Origin of the sequence: Citrobacter pasteurii, from assembly GCF_019047765.1 — a bacterium.
Lineage (GTDB): Bacteria > Pseudomonadota > Gammaproteobacteria > Enterobacterales > Enterobacteriaceae > Citrobacter > Citrobacter pasteurii.
In genome coordinates, this window is sequence record NZ_CP077262.1 from 1,848,030 (window position 1) to 1,865,927 (window position 17,898).

The 17,898-nt window shown below is 52.3% G+C and carries 16 protein-coding genes and 1 tRNA gene; 11 read left to right on the top strand and 6 right to left on the bottom strand.

Going from position 1 to position 17,898, the window contains the following annotated elements; all coding sequences use genetic code 11:
- Positions 1-555: 555 nt before the first annotated feature.
- The 3 genes from I6L54_RS08925 to I6L54_RS08935 all read right to left on the bottom strand — a co-directional run bounded on the left by I6L54_RS08925 (position 556) and on the right by I6L54_RS08935 (position 2,938).
- The gene (locus I6L54_RS08925) at positions 556-1,683 is read right to left on the bottom strand and encodes a tyrosine-type recombinase/integrase (RefSeq protein ID WP_082031731.1); all 1,128 of its coding nucleotides are present in this window, start codon (positions 1,681-1,683) and stop codon (positions 556-558) included.
- Positions 1,684-1,849: 166 nt separating this feature from the next.
- Positions 1,850-1,921 (bottom strand) — tRNA-Arg (locus tag I6L54_RS08930).
- A 75-nt stretch (positions 1,922-1,996) separates the two neighbouring features.
- Positions 1,997-2,938, bottom strand: coding sequence for a formate/nitrite transporter family protein (locus I6L54_RS08935; protein ID WP_005129767.1), 942 nt, complete (start codon positions 2,936-2,938; stop codon positions 1,997-1,999).
- A 286-nt stretch (positions 2,939-3,224) separates the two neighbouring features.
- On the opposite strand from I6L54_RS08935, the gene mlaA reads away from it, so the two are divergent.
- A complete protein-coding gene (mlaA, locus tag I6L54_RS08940) occupies positions 3,225-3,980 on the top strand; it encodes a phospholipid-binding lipoprotein MlaA (RefSeq protein ID WP_005129765.1) in 756 nt (251 codons plus the stop codon).
- Between the two features lie 60 nt (positions 3,981-4,040).
- On the opposite strand, the gene fadL is transcribed toward mlaA, so the two are convergent.
- On the bottom strand, positions 4,041-5,372 hold the full coding sequence (gene fadL, locus I6L54_RS08945) for a long-chain fatty acid transporter FadL (RefSeq protein ID WP_005129763.1): 1,332 nt from the start codon (positions 5,370-5,372) through the stop codon (positions 4,041-4,043).
- A gap of 371 nt (positions 5,373-5,743) precedes the next feature.
- Here fadL and I6L54_RS08950 point away from each other — a divergent pair, with 371 nt between their 5' ends.
- From I6L54_RS08950 to sixA, 4 genes are all read left to right on the top strand, one after another.
- Positions 5,744-6,028, top strand: a complete 285-nt coding sequence (locus I6L54_RS08950) for a YfcZ/YiiS family protein (protein ID WP_005129756.1) — start codon at positions 5,744-5,746, stop codon at positions 6,026-6,028.
- A 176-nt stretch (positions 6,029-6,204) separates the two neighbouring features.
- Positions 6,205-7,515: an acetyl-CoA C-acyltransferase FadI gene (gene fadI / locus I6L54_RS08955; RefSeq protein ID WP_040231385.1), complete on the top strand. Its 1,311-nt coding sequence runs from the start codon at positions 6,205-6,207 to the stop codon at positions 7,513-7,515.
- Positions 7,515-9,662 (top strand): fatty acid oxidation complex subunit alpha FadJ, encoded by a 2,148-nt coding sequence (gene fadJ / locus I6L54_RS08960; RefSeq protein ID WP_040231382.1) that lies wholly within the window; start codon positions 7,515-7,517, stop codon positions 9,660-9,662. The genes fadI and fadJ overlap by 1 nt, the downstream gene beginning before the upstream one ends.
- Before the next feature lie 208 nt (positions 9,663-9,870).
- Complete coding sequence (gene sixA / locus I6L54_RS08965) at positions 9,871-10,356, top strand: phosphohistidine phosphatase SixA (protein ID WP_040231381.1); 486 nt, start codon at positions 9,871-9,873, stop codon at positions 10,354-10,356.
- A gap of 79 nt (positions 10,357-10,435) precedes the next feature.
- On the opposite strand, the gene smrB is transcribed toward sixA, so the two are convergent.
- A complete protein-coding gene (smrB, locus tag I6L54_RS08970) occupies positions 10,436-10,987 on the bottom strand; it encodes an endonuclease SmrB (RefSeq protein ID WP_040231380.1) in 552 nt (183 codons plus the stop codon).
- 166 nt (positions 10,988-11,153) lie between these two features.
- On the opposite strand from smrB, the gene prmB reads away from it, so the two are divergent.
- The 6 genes from prmB to I6L54_RS09000 are packed head-to-tail and all read left to right on the top strand — an operon-like array spanning position 11,154 to position 15,708.
- A complete protein-coding gene (gene prmB / locus I6L54_RS08975; protein ID WP_005129736.1) occupies positions 11,154-12,086 on the top strand; it encodes a 50S ribosomal protein L3 N(5)-glutamine methyltransferase in 933 nt (310 codons plus the stop codon).
- Positions 12,087-12,129: 43 nt separating this feature from the next.
- Positions 12,130-13,215, top strand: coding sequence for a chorismate synthase (aroC, locus tag I6L54_RS08980; protein WP_040231378.1), 1,086 nt, complete (start codon positions 12,130-12,132; stop codon positions 13,213-13,215).
- A gap of 3 nt (positions 13,216-13,218) precedes the next feature.
- Positions 13,219-14,043 (top strand): penicillin-insensitive murein endopeptidase, encoded by an 825-nt coding sequence (gene mepA / locus I6L54_RS08985; RefSeq protein WP_005129730.1) that lies wholly within the window; start codon positions 13,219-13,221, stop codon positions 14,041-14,043.
- Positions 14,043-14,852, top strand: coding sequence for a sulfite exporter TauE/SafE family protein (locus tag I6L54_RS08990; protein WP_040231377.1), 810 nt, complete (start codon positions 14,043-14,045; stop codon positions 14,850-14,852). Before mepA ends, I6L54_RS08990 begins: the two co-directional genes overlap by 1 nt.
- Positions 14,852-15,400 (top strand): elongation factor P hydroxylase, encoded by a 549-nt coding sequence (locus I6L54_RS08995; protein ID WP_005129723.1) that lies wholly within the window; start codon positions 14,852-14,854, stop codon positions 15,398-15,400. Before I6L54_RS08990 ends, I6L54_RS08995 begins: the two co-directional genes overlap by 1 nt.
- A gap of 32 nt (positions 15,401-15,432) precedes the next feature.
- On the top strand, positions 15,433-15,708 hold the full coding sequence (locus I6L54_RS09000; RefSeq protein ID WP_005129722.1) for a YfcL family protein: 276 nt from the start codon (positions 15,433-15,435) through the stop codon (positions 15,706-15,708).
- Positions 15,709-15,831: 123 nt separating this feature from the next.
- On the opposite strand, the gene mnmC is transcribed toward I6L54_RS09000, so the two are convergent.
- Positions 15,832-17,832: a bifunctional tRNA (5-methylaminomethyl-2-thiouridine)(34)-methyltransferase MnmC2/FAD-dependent 5-carboxymethylaminomethyl-2-thiouridine(34) oxidoreductase MnmC1 gene (gene mnmC / locus I6L54_RS09005; protein ID WP_040231375.1), complete on the bottom strand. Its 2,001-nt coding sequence runs from the start codon at positions 17,830-17,832 to the stop codon at positions 15,832-15,834.
- Positions 17,833-17,898 lie beyond the last annotated feature (66 nt).

Below are 17,898 nucleotides of genomic sequence, written 5' to 3' on the forward strand. Positions count from 1 at the left end.
GATGATCGCAAGTGTGTGCGACTAATCCGGCTTTTGTCTCAGAATTTACATATTTGTCTCCGTAGATGGCTGTTTTGTCTCCGAGAAATGATTTCCAGAGAGATCTTTTGAATCACAGGCATTTCCACTTGGAGACAAAGAGACAACGGAGACAACAAAAAATACCTATATACGTACACACGATGCCGTGGCGCTGTATTAAACACGCACAGCGTGCGTGCGTCGTGTTTTCTCGCACACGGAAAAACACATGTCTCCGTTGTCTCTTTGTCTCCGTTACCATGTATATATATATAAAACATCATGTTATGTGTTTTTTTGCGGAGACATTGCGGAGACAAATTCTTGAATTTGGAGACAAGTGCTTATCAAATGAACAGCACCGTTCACTATTTTGTACATAGAGTGACCGAAAAAAATATTTTTTAGCAAACCGTTCAGATATGGGTGTGGCGCAGCGCGAAAATACAGCCCCATTCCGTTAGGGCTGTATTTTTCTTTTGGGTGTTTTATAGAGGTGAGGTTGTTAGGGGAGCTTGCTTACAAGACAGATGGTTAAACCCCTGGTATTTCCTCTGGGGCTGATATTTTTATGAGTCTGGTTCTTGTGCTAGCCCCTCCATTTTTTACCCATACCTGTATCCACGCGCTATTAAAACCCTTTTCGTGCAAGATGGTGCTCATCATGTGCCGGAATCCATGCCCGGTAAGTTTCTCTCCGTATCCGCATCGATTAATAAGCTGATTCATTGCCATATTGGACATTGGACGGGTAACGTCATTCCTTCCAGGAAACATCAGCCCGTAGTTGCCGCTAATGGCGTGAACGGAACGAAGCAGCTCGATAGCCTGTTTCGACAGCGGGACAAGATGCGGACGGCGTGCTTTCATGCGTTCTGCGGGTATTTCCCACAAGGCGTTATCGAAATCGATTTCACGCCATTCGCCTTTGCGCAGCTCGCCAGGACGTAATCCGGTCAGCATCAGCAGACGAACAGCAAAGTTAACCATGATGTTTCCAGTGGTTGTCTCCAGTGCTGTCAGGAATGCAGGCAGCTCCGAAGCATCAAGGGAAGCGTAATGCCCGCGTTGGAAACGTTGCATAGCAGTGGCGAGATCACGCGCAGGGTTATATTTAGCTCTCCCGGTCACAATGGCGTAGGCGTACACCTCACCACAGCGGCGGCGAACCTTGGTGGCAAGTTCGTTTGCGCCGCGATCCTCTATCTTGCGCAGCAGCTCTAACAGCTCCAGTGGTTGAATGTCACCAATAGGGCGCTTACCCAGAACGGGGAATACATCACGCTCAAACAGGCGCTTGGTATCGGCGGCGTAAACTTCTGACCATTGAGGTAAACGGGTTGCCTGCCATTCAAGGCAGACACCCTCGAATGAGTTCGTCACCTTGTTGGCTTCTTTCTTTTCTCGGCGCTCGGTAACTGGACTGATACCTTGGGCTACTTTGGCCCTTGCATCAGCGGCGCGGATGCGAGCCTGAGCAAGTGATATTTCAGGATAAGAACCTAACGACAGCTTTTGTTTTTTGGCATTGATGGAATAACGGTAACGCCATAGTTTAGCCCCAGATGGCTTGATGAGTATTACCAAGCCGCCACTGTCGGACATGATGTATTCCCGGTCTTTGGGCTGGGCGTTCTTTATTTCGACGTTGGTCAGTGGCACGTGTACCTCCCGGAGATCTAATAGCGGGAGGGTACATTACGGGGACACTTTTAGTTGTGTTTATGGATGCTATTTGGTGGAAATGGTTGGATATAAATTATGGCTCTAAGCCTTGTGTGGCGCGGGTTTAGTGGGGTTTGTTGGAGGTGGTAAAAAATGGTCATAATGTCCCCTGCAGGAATCGAACCTGCAACTAGCCCTTAGGAGGGGCTCGTTATATCCATTTAACTAAGGGGACGAAGCGGCACGAGTATAGCGTTTTTTACTCCCAACGGTAAGTCTCAGGCTGCCTGACTGCTCAAACAGTCGCCACTCAGGTCTGTTTTTTCTGGTTTTTCTGCGGTTGTGCTTCCCGCTTTGCTTGCAACCGGGCTTCTTCCTTGCGTTTATTGCTCATATCGTTGCGGATCTGCGCGTGGCTCATCAGCGCAAAGATAAACGTCCCGCCACAGATATTCCCGGCCAGTGTCGGCAAGGCAAAAGGCCAGAAAAAGTCGCCCCAGTGCAGTGTGCCAGTAAAGACCAGATAGAGAATTTCAACTGAACCCACGACGATATGTGTGGTATCGCCTAAGGCAATCAGCCAGGTCATCAGGACAATGACGACAATCTTTGCGGCTCCGGCGGCGGGAAACATCCAGACCATTGTGGCAATCAACCAGCCGGAGACAATGGCATTGGCAAACATCTCCGTCGGGCTATTTTTCATAACATCCATGCCTATTTTGACGAAAGCGTCGCGGGTCGCCTCATCAAAAATCGGCATGTATTCAAACGCCCATGCCGCAATCCCGGTGCCGAGAATATTACCCAGTAGTACTACGCTCCACAGACGCATCAACAGACCAAAATTGCCGAGGGTAGGGTTTTGCATAACGGGTAAGACGGCGGTGACGGTATTTTCCGTAAAGAGCTGTTGGCGGGCCATAATCACAATAATAAAGCCGAAGGTATAACCAAGATTCTCCAGCAAAAATCCGCCGGGAACACCCTCCAGCTGTACGTGAAAGATTCCCTTTGCCAGCAACGATGCACCCATTGACAGTCCGGCAGCGATGGCTGACCACAATAGCGCCATCGCGTCACGTTCCATCTCTTTTTCTCCGTCCTGGCGGATATGCTCGTGGATCGCCATTGCACGTGAGGGGAGCCTGTCCTCATTGAGCTCTATCTTTTTTCCGCTCCGCTTTTCTTCGCTTTCCACCTGGAGCTCGTCGCTGTGGCGATCAATCTTCTCTTTTTCGATGTCATTCATACCTGGATCCTGAATAAGCACGTATTGCTAAAGCGTAGCGGTTTTTATTTGAAGGCTGGTGGATAAAGCTTGAAATCGCAAAAATGGTAACGCATGTTTTTATTGGCTTCGTTAAAATGAACCATCACTGTGCCTGTATTACCAGGCTATGATCAAATCAGTAAGTTAGGGCATATAGACATCGATTGACGTGCTGTTACAATCGCTCACATCTAATCAGGCGGATACATCATCGTTCCGTCATGGATGGCAATCAGCGATAGCCATAATACACAGGGAGACACTTATGAAGCTTCGCCTGTCGGCGCTTGCGCTGGGAACCACACTTTTGGTGGGGTGTGCGAGCTCCGGTACTGAACAGCAGGGGCGTTCGGACCCATTTGAAGGGTTCAACCGCACCATGTACAACTTCAACTTTAATGTGTTGGATCCATACGTTGTTCGCCCGGTGGCTGTAGCCTGGCGTGATTATGTTCCGCAGCCGGCCCGTAATGGTTTGAGCAACTTTACTGGCAACCTTGAAGAACCGGCTGTCATGGTTAACTATTTTCTGCAAGGCGATCCCTATCAGGGGATGGTGCATTTTACCCGTTTCTTCCTCAACACCTTGTTAGGTATGGGCGGGTTTATTGATGTGGCGGGGATGGCGAATCCGAAGTTGCAGCGTGTTGAACCACACCGCTTCGGCAGCACATTAGGCCATTATGATGTCGGTTACGGTCCATATATGCAGCTTCCGTTCTACGGCAGCTTCACGCTGCGTGATGATGGCGGCGATATGGTGGATACGCTGTATCCGGTTCTGTCCTGGTTAACCTGGCCGTTGTCGATAGGTAAATGGACGGTTGAAGGAATTGAAACGCGTGCGCAACTGCTCGATTCTGACGGTCTGCTGCGTCAATCTTCAGATCCTTACATCATGGTGCGTGAAGCTTACTTCCAGCGCCATGACTTTATTGCGAATGGCGGTAAACTCAAACCAGAAGAAAACCCGAACGCAAAAGATATTCAGGATGAGTTAAAAGAGATCGATTCTGAGTAAGGAATTGAAGCAAATAAAAAGGTGAGCTAAAAAGCTCACCTTTTTTACGTTTGATGAAAATCAGAATGCGTAGTTCAGGTTCATACCGTACAGCCAGGCTTTCCCTTCTGATTCGAAGGAGTATGGGCCTTCTTCGAATTTCACTTTCTGACCGTGCATATAAGAAATGCCGACATCCAATGAAGCATCTTTATTAAACGCGTAGGTTGTACCCGCACTCAGCCAGAAGCGATCCTGATCCGGAATAGAGATGGAACGGCGGTTAGCTGGAACCGGGCTATCATCGAAGGCGATACCGGTACGGAATGTCCAGGTATCATCGTAGTAGTAGGTAGTACCCAGCGCGATGCGGTAAGAGTCTTTGAAACCTTCTTCTTTATAGAACAGCGTCTGGCCGTTGCTGCCTTTCGCTTTAAGTTCCTGGAACTGACTCCAACTGGTATATGCCATGCTGTAGTGAACCGCCCACTGTGGTGCAACGCGGTTATAACCTGAGAACTCCCACATTTCTGGCAGATTCAGATCAAGTGATCCGTCGATTGTGTTGCCGTTAGTGCCAGCAGGCAGGCTAGCGAACACCGGGCGCAACTGCGCAGGAATACGGTCCATTGATGGCAGGCTGCTGCGGTAATCACCGTCGAAGTCAACTTTTACTTCCGAACGGTAGGTGAAACCGTAACGGTTATCTTTATCCACTTCATAAAGAATACCGGCGTTCCAGCCGAAGCCCCATTCGTCACCCTTCAGGCGCGCAATCTGCGTATCTGCCGGGTATTGTGCGGCCAGTGCGGGAGGAACCCGGCCACCAGAGCCTGCAACGATCTGCTGCGGCAGATCGCCCGCATAACGCTCAAGCTTCGCTTTGGCATAGACGGCGTTAAAACCGAGGCCGAAGCTAAAATGATTATTCAGACGGTAGGCGCCGCTCAGGTTTAAGTTCAGCGTTTCCAGATCGGTTTTTCCGCCCATCGAGCCGGCTGCATAATTATTGTTAAACTCCGTTGCCAGACCATAATTAGAGGTAACTGACGCCCCCCAACCAAACTGATCGTTAATCGGGGCAACAAAGTGCACGTTCGGTATCCAGGCGGTTGGGGCGATATTATCCTGGCTGGCGTCATTACCAATGCGCGAACGCCCGGAAATATCGACATCCGGGTCAACGAAAATCGCACCCGCAGAGAAAGTAGGGCGATCAAACATCATGATCAACGCGGGGTTACGACTGGCGTTACCAGCATCATCTGCAATAGCGCCTTCACCCGAATATGCCCGGCCAAGGCCAGAGGAAGAAAATTCGTTTAACTGAAAGCCTGCAGACCAGGCCTGTGTGGAGATAATTGCCACTGCGACTGCGAGAGCAGACTTTGTAAACAGGGTTTTCTGGCTCATGACCATAACCTCATAGATTTATTTTTATACAAACTATGTTACATGCCGTAACAGGAGCGCGAAGTGTAGGGTCTGAGGTACCACATAGAAATCAGACCAGTGGCGAGAGTATAGGTCTGACCAGCCAGAATGTTGCAAGTATGTTTATAAATATTTTCAATTCTGATCTAAGAAACGCGATCCAGCTGGCAAAATTGCGGGTGTACGCACTCACCTGTTTGGGCGATTTTTGTTTTAGATCATTTTTAAGTGTGATTTCTGTCACTTATCTCATTTCGCACAATTAACGACTGGAGAGGCGAATAATGGGAGCGTAAAATGTCCCTATCGTTTATCTGGCACCTCGGGTGCGAATACAGAGGAAATCTACAATGAGTAAATGCAGTGCTGATGAAACCCCGGTTTGCTGCTGTATGGATGTTGGCACCATCATGGACAACTCCGATTGCACCGCTTCCTACAGCCGCGTGTTCGCGAATCGCGCAGAGGCAGAAGAAACGCTGGCCGCTCTGACTGAGAAGGCACGTAGCGTGGAATCTGAACCTTGCAAAATCACCCCGACTTTCACTGAAGAGTCAGAGGGTGTGCGTCTGGATATCGATTTTGTTTTTGCCTGTGAAGCTGAAACGCTGATTTTCCAGCTGGGCCTGCGTTAATCCCTTCTGCTCATGCCCTTGCCACCTGGTGGCAAGGGCATTTTCGTAACAGTCAGTGACTATTCACTGTGTCATAGCTCTCACTTTCTTTTCTCCCCGCTTGGCTAAATGTAAAAAATTGGTTAAGACTGTGATCAGGTCAGACCACTTATTATTATTTTTTACAGGGGAGTGTTATGAGTCAGGCTTTACCGCTGGTTACCCGCCAGGGCGACCGTATCGCCATCGTGAGCGGATTGCGTACGCCATTTGCTCGTCAGGCTACCGCGTTTCATGGCATTCCCGCCGTTGATTTGGGAAAAATGGTTGTTGGTGAATTGCTGGCCCGCAGCGAAATACCTGCTGATGTGATTGAACAGCTGGTTTTTGGCCAGGTGGTGCAAATGCCGGAAGCCCCCAACATTGCCCGGGAAATCGTTCTGGGAACCGGGATGAATGTGCATACAGATGCTTACAGCGTAAGCCGGGCTTGTGCAACCAGCTTTCAGGCCGTGGCGAATGTCGCTGAAAGCCTGATGGTCGGTACTATTCGAGCTGGGATTGCCGGTGGCGCAGACTCCTCTTCCGTTCTGCCTATTGGCGTCAGCAAAAAGCTGGCGCGAGTACTGGTGGATGTCAATAAAGCCCGCACAACCGGGCAACGTCTGAAGCTCTTTGCCCGGCTACGCTTGCGCGACCTGATGCCTGTGCCACCTGCAGTGGCTGAATATTCCACCGGTTTACGCATGGGAGATACCGCCGAGCAAATGGCTAAAACTTATGGCATCACGCGTGAGCAGCAGGATGCGCTGGCGCACCGTTCTCATCAGCGAGCAGCTCAGGCGTGGGCTGAAGGAAAACTGGCAGATGAGGTGATGACGACCTACATCCCCCCCTTTAAAGATCCTTTTTCAGAAGATAACAATATTCGTGGTAACTCTACGCTGGCGGATTACGCCAAACTGCGTCCGGCATTTGACAGAAAACACGGTACCGTTACCGCGGCCAACAGCACCCCGCTGACGGATGGCGCAGCCGCCGTGATTATGATGACGGAGTCGCGCGCGAAAGAACTGGGGCTGGTGCCGCTGGGATACCTGCGTAGTTTTGCCTTCACCGGCATCGATGTCTGGCAGGACATGCTGCTGGGGCCGGCGTGGTCGACACCGCTTGCCCTGGAGCGCGCAGGGTTAACCATGGCGGATTTAACGCTTATTGATATGCATGAAGCCTTTGCCGCACAAACGCTGGCGAACCTCCAGTTGCTGGGCAGCGAGCGTTTTGCCCGCGAAGTGCTTGGGCGCTCCCACGCCACTGGCGAAGTCGATGACAGTAAATTTAACGTGCTGGGTGGCTCAATTGCCTATGGGCACCCATTCGCCGCCACCGGTGCACGCATGATCACTCAAACCCTCCATGAACTACGCCGTCGTGGCGGTGGGTTTGGTTTAGTGACAGCCTGTGCGGCGGGTGGTCTGGGTGCGGCAATGGTTCTGGAGGCAGAATAATGGAAATGACATCGGCTTTTACGCTCAACGTGCGTCTGGATAACGTCGCCGTTGTCTCCATTGATGTGCCCGGCGAGAAAATGAATACCCTGAAAGCGGAGTTCGCTTCCCAGGTTCGGGCCATTCTGAAACAAATTCGCGACAACAAAGCATTGCGCGGCGTGGTGTTTATTTCGGCGAAACCCGATAACTTTATCGCCGGGGCGGATATCAACATGATTGGTAGTTGTCGCAGCGCACAGGAAGCTGAAACGCTGGCCCGTCAGGGGCAGCAGATCATGGCGGAAATTAATGCATTGCCGATCCCGGTTGTTGCCGCTATTCATGGTGCCTGTCTGGGCGGTGGCCTGGAAATGGCACTGGCGTGCCACAACCGTATTTGTACCGATGATGCTAAAACCGTGCTGGGTTTACCGGAAGTGCAGTTAGGCCTGCTTCCCGGTTCCGGTGGCACCCAGCGATTGCCCCGCCTTATTGGTGTCAGTACTGCACTGGATATGATCCTGACAGGAAAACAGCTCCGGGCAAAACAGGCGCTAAAAGTGGGGTTGGTGGATGAAGTAGTACCACAGACCATTTTGCTGGAAGCGGCTGTAGAACTGGCCAAAAAAGACAGTTCGGCGCACCGGGTTCTGCCCGTACGTGAACGCGTGTTGGCGGGGCCGCTGGGACGTGCGCTGCTGTTTCGTATGGTCAGTAAAAAGACGGCGCAAAAAACGCTGGGCAACTACCCTGCGACGGATCGTATTCTTGAGGTCATCGAAACCGGTCTCGCGCAGGGCAGCAGCAGCGGCTATGAGGCGGAAGCCCGCGCGTTTGGCGAGCTGGCGATGACTTCGCAGTCTAAGGCGCTACGGAACATCTTTTTTGCCAACACCGACGTGAAAAAAGATCCCGGTAGCGAAGCGAAGCCCGGCCCGCTGAATAGCGTCGGTATTTTGGGCGGTGGCCTGATGGGCGGCGGTATTGCTTACGTCACGGCCTGTAAAGGTGGCTTGCCGGTGCGCATCAAAGATATTAACGCTAAGGGAATCAACCACGCGCTGAAGTACAGCTGGGAGCAGCTTGAAACGAAGGTTCGCCGCCGTCATATTAAAGCGAGCGAGCGTGATAAACAGCTGGCGCTGATTTCGGGAACCACCGATTATCGCGGTTTTGCTCATCGCGATCTGATTATTGAAGCGGTATTCGAAGATCTGTCATTAAAACAACAGATGGTGGCAGAAATTGAGCAGAACTGTGCCACTCATACCATTTTTGCGTCTAACACCTCGTCTTTGCCAATTGGCGATATTGCGGCGAACGCAGCCAGACCTGAACAGGTAATTGGTCTGCACTTCTTTAGCCCGGTAGAAAAAATGCCACTTGTGGAAGTGATTCCGCATGCAACAACCTCTGAGCAGACGATTGCCACAACCGTTAAGTTAGCGAAAAAACAAGGCAAAACGCCGATTGTTGTCCAGGATAAGGCTGGCTTTTACGTTAACCGTATTTTAGCGCCTTACATCAACGAAGCGATTCGCATGCTGACTGAAGGCGAACGTGTCGACACGATTGATGCCGCGCTGGTTAAGTTTGGTTTTCCGGTAGGGCCAATCCAACTTTTGGATGAGGTCGGAATTGATACGGGCACTAAAATTATACCAGTGCTTGAGGCCGCCTATGGAGAACGTTTTAGCGCGCCTGCAAATGTTGTTGCTTCAATTTTGAATGACGATCGCAAAGGCAGAAAAAATGGTCGGGGTTTCTATCTTTATGGCGCGAAAGGGCGTAAAAGCAAAAAACAGGTCGACCCCGCAATTTATACGCTTATTGGCGTCCAGGGTCAGGGCCAACTCGCAGCCCAGCAAATTGCAGAGCGGTGTGTCATGTTAATGCTTAACGAAGCAGCACGCTGTTTTGGTGAGCAGGTCGTCCGCAGCGCACGTGATGGTGATATCGGCGCTGTATTTGGTATTGGTTTTCCGCCATTCCTCGGCGGCCCGTTCCGGTATATGGATTCTCTCGGTGCGGGTGAAGTGGTTGCTGTTCTGCAACGACTGTCCACGCAATATGGTTCACGGTTTACACCGTGTGAACAGTTATTGCAGATGGCGGAACGTGGTGAAAGATTCTGGGATATCGGGGAAACTGACCTGAATTCATGAGGTCAAAGGTAGGATGAATCCGCACTGAATGTATGGGTCGCGCTCAAAATGTAAACAGAGATTGACTATACTTACGCCGTTGAGGTAAAAAACAGCGTTTCATTCGGTGAATGGATAAGGCACAATGCCGGCCACCACATCGTTACCACGGTCAATAGGGGCTGTGAATAAAGGTGTTGGTGATTCTGGTTAACAAAAGCGGTGCAATATGCAAGTTTTTATCATGCGTCACGGCGACGCGGCCCTCGATGCCGCCAGTGATTCGGTTCGTCCTTTAACCTCTTGTGGTTGTGACGAATCTCGCCTGATGGCGAACTGGCTTAAAGGTCAAAAAGTGGATATCGAACGTGTTCTGGTGAGCCCGTTCCTACGAGCCGAACAGACGCTGGACGTGGTGGGAGAGTGTATGAACCTGCCAGCCGGTGTGGATGTTTTGCCGGAGCTGACTCCCTGCGGCGATGTCGGTCTGGTCAGTGCCTATTTACAGGCTCTGGCCAATGAAGGTATCGCCACGGCACTGGTTATCTCTCACTTGCCTTTAGTGGGGTATCTGGTGTCTGAGCTTTGCCCAGGTGAAACACCGCCGATGTTTACCACATCAGCGATTGCCAGCGTAACGCTTGATGAGAGCGGGAAGGGTACTTTTAACTGGCAGATGAGCCCGTGTAACCTGAAAATGGCAAAAGCGATTTGAAAAGGTTGGTATCGGATAAGGCACAGCTGCCATCCGGAAAATCAAAGAGCCGCAAATGCGGCTCTTTCTGTTTCCTGCATCAGGGGAGTTCAGGCGGCAACCACTCTTCCACTTCGATCAGTACCAGCAGCGCGGCATCACCACCGTACTCTTTCGGTGCCTGATGGAAGGCCATCACATGCGGATGTTGTGCCAGCCAGAGCGGTGTTTGCTGCTTAAGAATATGCTTCCCGTGGCCATGCATTACGCAGGCGCAAAACACATGCTCACGACGACAGGCGGCAATCAGCGCGCCTAACTCCTGTTTGGCCTGCTGCTGGGTCAGCCCATGCAGATCGAGAAACAGCTCCGGGGAGTAATCACCACGGCGCATTTTCTTCAGTTCGAAATGGCTGACGTCGGCACGCAGGTATCTTACCGGGCCGTCCGTATTCAGCAGCGGCTGAAACTCATCCGAGAAATAGTGGCTGGCATCAGCCTGCTCCTGTAGCAGTCTTTTAACCGGAACCTCGGCAATTTTTTTACGTGGCGGCCGATGAACAATAGTGTCCTGCTTAATTTGCCGGGTGCCGGTCATCAGCTGGCGAAACAGCGTCTGATCCTCCTCGCTGAGCGATGTTTTCTTTTTCATTCGAGTGTCTCATCTTTTATTTTCCCTTAGTTTAACCCGACTCGACGGGCATCCGATCGCTTAAAACGCAATTTTCGCGCTCAGGCTCCGCGTGAATGCTGATTTATCGCCGTCTTCGTGGCAAACTAGCCGCCGAATTTAATGCGAGCATGCCCTGGAGAAATACGTGGATAAAATTTTCGTCGATGAAGCCGTGAGTGAACTGCATACCATTCAGGACATGTTGCGTTGGGCGGTCAGCCGTTTTAGCGCGGCGAATATCTGGTATGGGCATGGCACGGATAACCCATGGGACGAGGCCGTACAGCTGGTGCTGCCGTCGCTTTATTTGCCGCTGGATATCCCAGAAGATATGCGCACTGCGCGTCTGACCTCCAGCGAGCGCCATCGTATTGTTGAACGCGTGATTCGCCGCGTCAACGAGCGTATTCCGGTGGCTTACTTGACCAACAAAGCCTGGTTCTGCGGGCATGAATTCTATGTTGATGAGCGCGTGCTGGTTCCGCGTTCACCGATTGGCGAGCTTATCAATAACCGCTTTGCGGGCCTGATTAATGAGCAGCCGCAGCATATCCTCGATATGTGCACCGGCAGCGGCTGTATTGCTATCGCCTGCGCGTATGCCTTCCCGGAAGCCGAAGTTGATGCGGTGGATATCTCCACTGACGCGCTGGCGGTGACCGAACACAATATTGAAGAGCACGGCCTGATTCATCACGTCACGCCAATCCGTTCCGACCTGTTCCGCGATCTGGTGAAAATCCAGTATGACCTGATTGTCACTAACCCGCCGTATGTTGATGCGGAAGACATGTCGGACCTGCCGAATGAATACCGTCATGAGCCTGAACTGGGTCTGGCATCCGGTAGTGATGGACTGAAGCTGACTCGCCGCATTTTGGGTAACGCCCCGGACTACCTGTCAGATAACGGTATTCTGATTTGTGAAGTCGGAAACAGCATGGTACATCTGATAGAGCAATACCCTGATGTGCCGTTTACCTGGCTGGAATTCGACAATGGTGGAGACGGTGTATTCATGCTGACCAAAGAGCAGTTAGTTGCTGCTCGTGAGCACTTCAGCATTTATAAAGACTAACTACACGCGCACGCACATACACAACACGCATAACGGAGCCGTGATGGCAGGAAACACAATTGGGCAACTCTTTCGCGTAACCACTTTCGGCGAATCACACGGGCTGGCGCTCGGTTGTATTGTCGATGGTGTTCCGCCGGGCATTTCTCTGACAGAAGCTGACCTGCAGCACGATCTCGACAGACGTCGTCCTGGTACTTCACGTTACACTACGCAGCGCCGTGAGCCGGATCAGGTGAAGATCCTCTCCGGCGTGTTCGAGGGCGTCACTACCGGTACGAGTATTGGCCTGCTGATCGAAAATACCGATCAACGTTCACAGGATTATGGCGCCATCAAGGATGTTTTCCGTCCAGGACACGCTGACTATACCTATGAGCAGAAATATGGCCTGCGCGACTACCGTGGCGGCGGACGTTCATCCGCGCGTGAAACGGCGATGCGCGTTGCGGCTGGCGCGATTGCCAAAAAATATCTGGCGGAAAAATTCGGCGTTGAAATTCGCGGCTGTCTGACGCAGATGGGTGATATTCCGCTGGAGATCAAAGACTGGTCCCAGGTGGAACTTAACCCGTTCTTTTGTCCGGACCCGGATAAACTCGAAGCGCTGGACGAACTGATGCGCGGGCTGAAGAAAGAGGGCGACTCCATCGGGGCAAAAGTGACCGTTGTTGCAAGCGGCGTACCGGCGGGTCTCGGCGAACCTGTATTCGACCGTCTGGATGCCGACATCGCCCATGCGCTGATGAGTATTAACGCCGTTAAGGGCGTTGAGATTGGCGACGGTTTTGACGTTGTTGCGCTGCGCGGCAGTCAGAACCGCGATGAGATCACCAAAGAAGGTTTTCAGAGCAACCATGCGGGCGGCATTCTGGGCGGGATCAGCAGCGGGCAACAAATCATTGCTCATATGGCGCTGAAACCGACGTCCAGTATTACCGTTCCAGGGCGCACCATTAACCGCTTTGGTGAAGAAGTCGACATGATCACTAAAGGTCGTCACGATCCGTGTGTTGGGATCCGCGCCGTACCGATCGCTGAAGCAATGCTGGCGATCGTGTTGATGGATCACCTGTTGCGTCAGCGGGCGCAAAATGCGGATGTGAAGACCGATATTCCACGCTGGTAAGAGATGAAAAAAACGGCACTTGCGGCGCTGGCTCTGTTTGCCAGTACCGCCTGTCTGGCGGCGACGCCCTGGCAGAAAATTACCCACCCGGTTGCAGGCAGCGCGCAGTCTATCGGCGCGTTTTCCAATGGCTGTATTGTTGGCGCAGATACGCTGCCTGTACAGTCAGAATATTATCAGGTGATGCGCACCGATCAGCGTCGTTACTTTGGCCATCCGGACCTGGTGAGGTTTATCCAGCGTCTGAGTAATCAGGCTAATAGTCAGGGGCTGGGCACGGTGTTAATTGGTGATATGGGCATGCCAGCCGGTGGGCGATTCAATGGCGGTCACGCCAGCCACCAGACGGGACTGGATGTGGATATTTTCCTGCAACTGCCGAAAACGCGCTGGACCCAGTCACAACTGCTGCGGCCGCAGGCGTTAGATCTGGTCTCACAGGACGGCAAACGTGTTGTGCCATCACTGTGGAAACCGGAGATTTTCAGCCTGGTAAGGCTGGCGGCAAAAGATAATGAAGTAACGCGTATTTTCGTGAATCCGGCGATTAAGCAACAACTTTGTCTGGATGCAGGGACCGACAGGGACTGGTTGCGTAAAGTGCGGCCGTGGTTCCAGCACCGTGCGCATATGCACGTCCGGTTACGTTGTCCTGCCGACAGTCTTGAGTGCGAAGATCAACCGTTACCGCCACCGGGTGACGGCTGTGGCGCAGAGCTGCAAAGCTGGTTCGAACCTCCAAAACCTGGAACCACCAAGCCTGAGAAGAAGACACCGCCGCCGTTGCCGCCTTCCTGCCAGGCGCTACTGGACGAGCATGTACTCTAATGGATCATTTTGCCTCTCTGTTTATGGTGACGCCACTGCTGTTAGGTGTGCTTTTTTTTGTGGCGATGCTGGCAGGTTTTATTGATTCTCTGGCCGGAGGCGGTGGTTTACTCACCATCCCGGCATTGATGGCGGCCGGGATGCCACCTGCGCAAGCTCTGGCCACCAATAAATTGCAGGCCTGCGGGGGGTCTATCTCTTCCTCCCTCTATTTCATTCGCCGGGGAGTGGTTAATCTGGCGGATCAGAAGCTCAATATCTTCATGACGTTTGTCGGATCAATGAGCGGCGCGCTATTGGTTCAGCACGTGCAGTCAGACATTTTGCGCCAGATCCTGCCAATACTGGTTATCTGTATTGGCCTTTACTTTCTGTTAATGCCGAAAGTGGGCGAAGAAGATCGGCAGCGTCGACTGCACGGATTGCCTTTCGCGCTGGTGGCCGGGGGCTGCGTCGGCTTTTACGATGGCTTTTTTGGCCCGGCGGCGGGGTCGTTCTACGCGCTGGCCTTTGTCATGCTGTGTGGCTATAACCTGGCGAAATCGACGGCCCACGCCAAAGTATTAAATGCCACTTCGAATATCGGTGGGCTGCTGTTGTTTGCTCTCGGCGGCAAAGTGATTTGGGCGACCGGATTTGTGATGCTCATTGGCCAGTTTATTGGCGCACGGATGGGCTCACGGCTGGTGCTCAGCAAAGGACAAAAACTCATTCGGCCAATGATTGTCATCGTCTCCGCCGTGATGAGCGCCAAGCTACTTTATGATAATCATGGACAGGAGATTCTCCACTGGCTGGGGATGAACTAATGAATAATACCCATCACTACGAACAGTTAATTGAGATTTTTAACGGCTGTTTTGCCGATGAATTTAATACCCGTCTGATTAAAGGCGACGACGAACCGATCTATCTTCCTGCTGATGCGGAATTACCGTATCACCGTATCGTTTTTGCGCATGGTTATTACGCCAGCGCGTTACACGAAATCTCACACTGGTGCATCGCCGGTAAGGCGCGTCGTGAGCTGGTCGATTTCGGTTACTGGTACTGCCCCGATGGGCGCGACGCGAAGACGCAATGCCAGTTTGAAGATGTGGAAGTGAAGCCGCAGGCGTTTGACTGGCTGTTTTGCATGGCGGCGGGCTACCCGTTTAACGTCAGTTGCGACAACCTGGAAGGGGACTTTGAACCGGATCGCGTGGTATTCCAGCGCCGTGTTCATGCCCAGGTGATGGAGTATCTGGATAAGGGGATCCCCGAACGCCCGGCGCGTTTCATTAACGCACTACAGAATTATTATCACACGCCTGAACTTAAGGCGGAACAATTCCCGTGGCCCGAAGCGCTCAACTGACGCCTATGCCACGTTTACAATGAGGAAAGAAGATGATCGCGGAGTTTGAATCACGCATTCTGGCATTAATCGACGATATGGTAGAGCACGCCAGCGATGATGAGTTGTTTGCCAGTGGTTATTTGCGTGGGCACCTGACGCTGGCCGTTGCTGAACTGGACGGTGGTGAGGACCATTCCGCTGAGGCATTGTACGCCAATGTGACCAGCAGTCTGGAGAAAGCCATCAGCGCGGGCGAACTCTCGCCGCGTGACCAGGCGTTAGTGAAAGAGATGTGGGACACTTTGTTCCAGAAGGCGACAAAATAATAATTGCAGGAGATTGTGCCGGATGGCGACACGGAGGTGTCTTATCCGGCCCACGTGGGCGGGTGTTTGTAGGCCTGATAAGCGTAGCGCCATCAGGCAATGATCGGATGACCCCCCATCCTTTTATTTCACCGTTTTACCCTTCAATAACTTCCGTACCCACAGACGATTCGGATTCAGCGCCGCCAGCGTGCTGGCATCCATGGGAATAGGTTCATCGCTCATTTGCGCGGCCAGAATTTCTGCACATAGCGGGGCAGAACATAGCCCACGTGACCCCAGCGCGCCCAACATGAACAAATCCGGGTATACCGGTGCGCTTAAAGCATGCTCTTTGTCTTCTGCAAGCCGGGCATACTGATCGAGTGTGGTGTTATAGTCCGGCACATTACCGACCATCGGTAAATGATCGCGCGTGGCACAACGGACGCCGCAACGGGCAGCATTATCACTGACATTCACTTCTTTTGCCCATGCCGCAGCCGGCAAGCAGTCGATCAAACGTTGACGGTTTTGTCGCTGGTCATCATGACGGAACGACGTCTCTTCAGAACCCCGATGATAGCTGGCGCCAATACAGTGCTGCTGATTTTCCGGGTTTTGCGGGGTAAGGTAGCCGTCGTAGCACAGTACCTGACGCAGCGCGGAAAGCGAAGGCGTCGTGGGAATGTGACTTACCTGACCGCCAACGGAATACACCGGTAGTGACTGAGTCTGTTCAAAACGGTGAATACAATGCCCATTTGCCAGAACCACGACCTCATGTGTTGCCGTTTTTCCACTGGCGAACTGCAGCTGCCAGCTGGCGGTTTGATGAGCAAGTGAGGTCAGTGTGTGTTGGTAGTGGGTACGTAACCCAAGCGTTGTCGCATAGTCAAGAACGGCAGTGGTAAGCTGTGCCGGACACAGCCATCCGCCGGCCGGGTACTGGATGCCATCACATTCGGTTGCTACGCCTGTTGTTTGCAAAATTTGATCTGCGTCTACCCCGACGGCGAGCGCCCTGGGGAGTTCAAGTGATAGCATTTGGCTGATTTTCTGCTGGCTTTTCTCATCCCAGGCGAGCTGTGTTACGCCACACCAGTCATGGGCAAAATTAACGGGTAGTGCGTCGTACAGGCGACGAGCAAAGGTAAATGCGGTAGGGAAGAAAAGCGTAATCGCCACATCATGTTTACTGAGCAACGGATAGAGTGCGCCCTGACGATTGCCGGAAGCACCCTGCGCAGGTTTATCGTCAGCGCAGTAGAGCGTGACCTGCCAGCCTCTACGCAGTAGCGCCAGAGACAGTAATGCACTGGCAATACCACCGCCAATAATGGCCGCTTCACGTTTCTCCGTTCCTGTACGCAAAAACCACGGGGCTGATGAAGGGGGCGTCATCGTCTGTTCCATCACGCCACACAGCATTTCACGTTTACGACCAAAACCTTTGCACTTCTGCATTGTAAATCCGGCTTCCTGCAATCCCCGGCGTACAAAACCAGCCGAAGTGAAAGTTGCCAGCGTACCACCTGGTCGGGCTAGTCTGGCCATGGCGTTAAAGAGTGTTGGCGTCCACATATCCGGATTTTTTGCCGGGGCGAAGCCGTCCAGGAACCAGGCATCAACCTGTTGGTTCAGGGACTCGTCCAGCTTATCGGTGAGTTCGTTGATGTCGCCGAACCACAGATCCAGAGTAACCCGCCCCTCATCAAGCAGTAGACGATGGCAACCCGCCAGCGGCAGTGGCCACTGTGCCTGGAGTTGCTCTGCCCACGACGCCAGTTCCGGCCAGCGCTGATGCGCTAATGTCAGATCCTCACGCGTCAGCGGAAATTTTTCAAAACTGATGAAATGTAATCTTTCCAGGATAGCTTCAGGGTGGGTAGCGCGAAAGGCGGCGAATGCCTGCCAGAGCGTGAGGAAGTTAAGTCCGGTGCCAAAGCCACTTTCTGCCACCACGAACACCGGGCGTGGGTGCACAGGAAAACGTTCGGCGAGGTGGTTGCCGCCAAGGAAGACGTAACGTGTCTCTTCCAGCCCGTTATCATTGGAAAAATAGACATCGTCAAAATCTCGGGAAACAGGTGTACCCTCAGCGTTGAATTCAAGGTTGGCAGGTTGTATTGCGTATTGTTTCACGTAAGTTACTCGTCTGGCAGGCTGTGCCCCGATCTTAACGAGGAGTGCCTGGCTGCGCAAATTTCC